Below are 2,624 nucleotides of genomic sequence, written 5' to 3'. Positions count from 1 at the left end.
TTCGCAATTATCCCAGCGCGGCGCTCGATCTCGATCATCGCCATGTGGTGCTGACGGGCGAGAACGGGGCGGGCAAGACCAATCTGATTGAAGCGATTTCGCTGCTGGCGCCGGGGCGCGGGTTGCGGCGGGCCGGGTTCGACACACTGGGAACAGTCGGCGGGGACGGGCTGTGGGCCGTGGCAGCAAGCATCGAGACGGCGTTCGGGCCGGTCGATATCGGCACGGGCGCCAGCGCCGACGCCTCCGGGCGGCGGGTGCGGATCAACGGCGCCAATGCCCGGGCCGTCGAAGAGATGAGCGAGCATGTGCGCATCTTGTGGCTCACGCCATCGATGGACGGGTTGTTTACCGGCCCGGCCAGCGAGCGGCGGCGGTTTTTAGACCGGCTGGTCACCGCGCTCCATCCGGGCCATTCGAGCACCGTTTCCGATTTCGAGAAGGCCATGCGCCAGCGCAACCGGCTGCTCGAGGACAATGGAGACGCCGCCTGGCTGAGCGCCATCGAGGCGCAGATGGCCGAATTGGCCACAGCGATCTATTTCGCGCGCGCCGATTCACTGGCCCATCTGCAGGCGCTTATGGAGAAGTCGGTTGCCGATACGGGTTTTCCCGCGGCGCTGCTGGCGATTACCCCGATGATGGAAGGGGAAATTCCGCAAACCGCCAGCGGGCTGGAAGCGGCGCTGAGCGGGCTGTGGCGGGCGGCCAGGGGGCTTGATCGGGCGGCCGGACGCACCACATTAGGACCACACCGCATCGATCTCGATGTGACCCATGCGCCAAAAGCGATGCCGGCGGGATTGTGCTCGACAGGCGAGCAGAAGGCGCTTTTGATCGGGCTGGTTCTGATCCATGCGCGGCTGGTTTCGACAATGACCGGGATCACCCCCATCCTTTTGCTCGACGAGATCGCCGCCCATCTCGATCCGGTGCGGCGCGGGGCGCTGTTCGATGCGCTCGAGAAGCTGGGAACCCAGTGCTGGATGACCGGCACGGACCCTGTGCTTTTCGCCGCTTTGGGCGAGCGCGCGCAGCCGTATTCGGTGCATTCGGGCGTGGTGCGGCCCGTGGGCTGAAAAAGCCGTCACATTGTGGTGCTGGAAAGCCAAAAACGGGCCAAATTGCTTGGGGATAAGCCCCCAATCAGGTACAAGTTATCAATTCCCAACAAGGCTGATTCTTCTTTCATGAGCGACACGCCCCCGATCCCCAATGATGCAGAGTATGGCGCGGATTCGATCAAGGTCCTAAAGGGCCTCGATGCGGTCCGGAAACGGCCGGGCATGTATATCGGGGACACCGACGACGGCACGGGCCTGCACCACATGGTCTATGAGGCCGTCGACAATTCGGTCGACGAGGCTCTGGCCGGCCATGCGGATCTGGTTTCGGTGACGCTCAATGCCGATGGCTCGGTGACGGTGACCGACAACGGGCGCGGCATTCCCACCGATATCCACAAGGAAGAGGGGATTTCGGCGGCCGAAGTGATCATGACCCAGCTTCATGCGGGCGGGAAATTCGACCAGAATTCCTACAAGGTCTCGGGCGGTCTGCACGGGGTGGGGATTTCGGTGGTCAACGCGCTTTCGGTCTGGCTCAAGCTCAAGATCCGCCGGGCCGGTGGCATCTACGAGGTGAACTTCACCCATGGGGTGGCCGACGGGCCGCTCAAGCGGATCGGCGACTATGTCGAAGACAAGCAGCCGGGCACCAATGAGGGCCGTTCGGGCACGGAAATCACCTTCATGCCCTCGAGCGAGACCTTCACCATGGTCGAGTTCGACTTCAAGACGCTCGAGCACCGGTTGCGCGAACTGGCCTTCCTCAATTCGGGCGTCCACATCATCCTGCGCGACAAGCGGCATCCCGAGATCGTCGAGATCGACCTGATGTATGAGGGCGGGCTCGAGGCCTTCGTTCAGTATCTCGACAAGAACAAATCGGCTCTGCTCGACAAGCCCATTTCGCTGATTTCGGAAAAGGACGGGATCACCGTGGAAGTGGCGCTGTGGTGGAACGACAGCTACCACGAAAACGTGTTGTGCTTTACCAACAACATTCCCCAGCGCGACGGCGGCACGCACCTTGCGGGGCTGCGCGGCGCGCTGACGCGGCAGGTCAATGGCTATGCCGAGCAGAGCGGGATCACCAAGCGCGAAAAGGTCTCGCTGACCGGCGACGATACCCGCGAGGGGCTGACCTGCGTGCTGTCGGTCAAGGTTCCGGACCCCAAATTCTCGTCCCAGACCAAGGACAAGCTTGTCTCGTCCGAAGTGCGGCCGGTGGTCGAGAACGTGGTCAACGACAAGCTCAACCAGTGGTTCGAGGAACATCCCGCTGAAGCCAAGGCCATCGCCACCAAGGTGGCCGAGGCCGCGGCGGCGCGTGAAGCGGCGCGCAAGGCGCGGGAATTGACGCGGCGCAAATCGGCGCTGGAAATCTCCTCGCTTCCGGGAAAGCTCGCCGATTGCCAGGAGCGCGATCCGGCCAAGGCGGAGATCTTTATCGTCGAGGGCGATTCGGCCGGTGGTTCTGCCAAGCAGGGGCGCGATCGGGCTACCCAGGCGGTGCTGCCGCTGCGCGGGAAAATCCTGAACGTGGAACGCGCCCGGTTCGAC

The 2,624-nt window shown here is 63.3% G+C and carries 2 protein-coding genes; both read left to right on the top strand.

The annotated features are described in order from the left end of the window. Window positions 1-1,079 (top strand): DNA replication/repair protein RecF (gene recF, locus AACZ55_RS15935; RefSeq protein ID WP_339647661.1); only part of this gene is annotated, 1,079 nt, incomplete at its 5' end. A gap of 111 nt (window positions 1,080-1,190) precedes the next feature. After that, the coding region (locus tag AACZ55_RS15930; protein WP_339647659.1) for a DNA gyrase subunit B at window positions 1,191-2,624 on the top strand (1,434 nt) is incomplete at its 3' end.

This window comes from uncultured Pelagibacterium sp. (assembly GCF_963972885.1).
Lineage (GTDB): Bacteria > Pseudomonadota > Alphaproteobacteria > Rhizobiales > Devosiaceae > Pelagibacterium > Pelagibacterium nitratireducens.
Note: the sequence above shows the minus strand (reverse complement) of the source record. Positions and strands in the feature narration are given on the sequence as shown.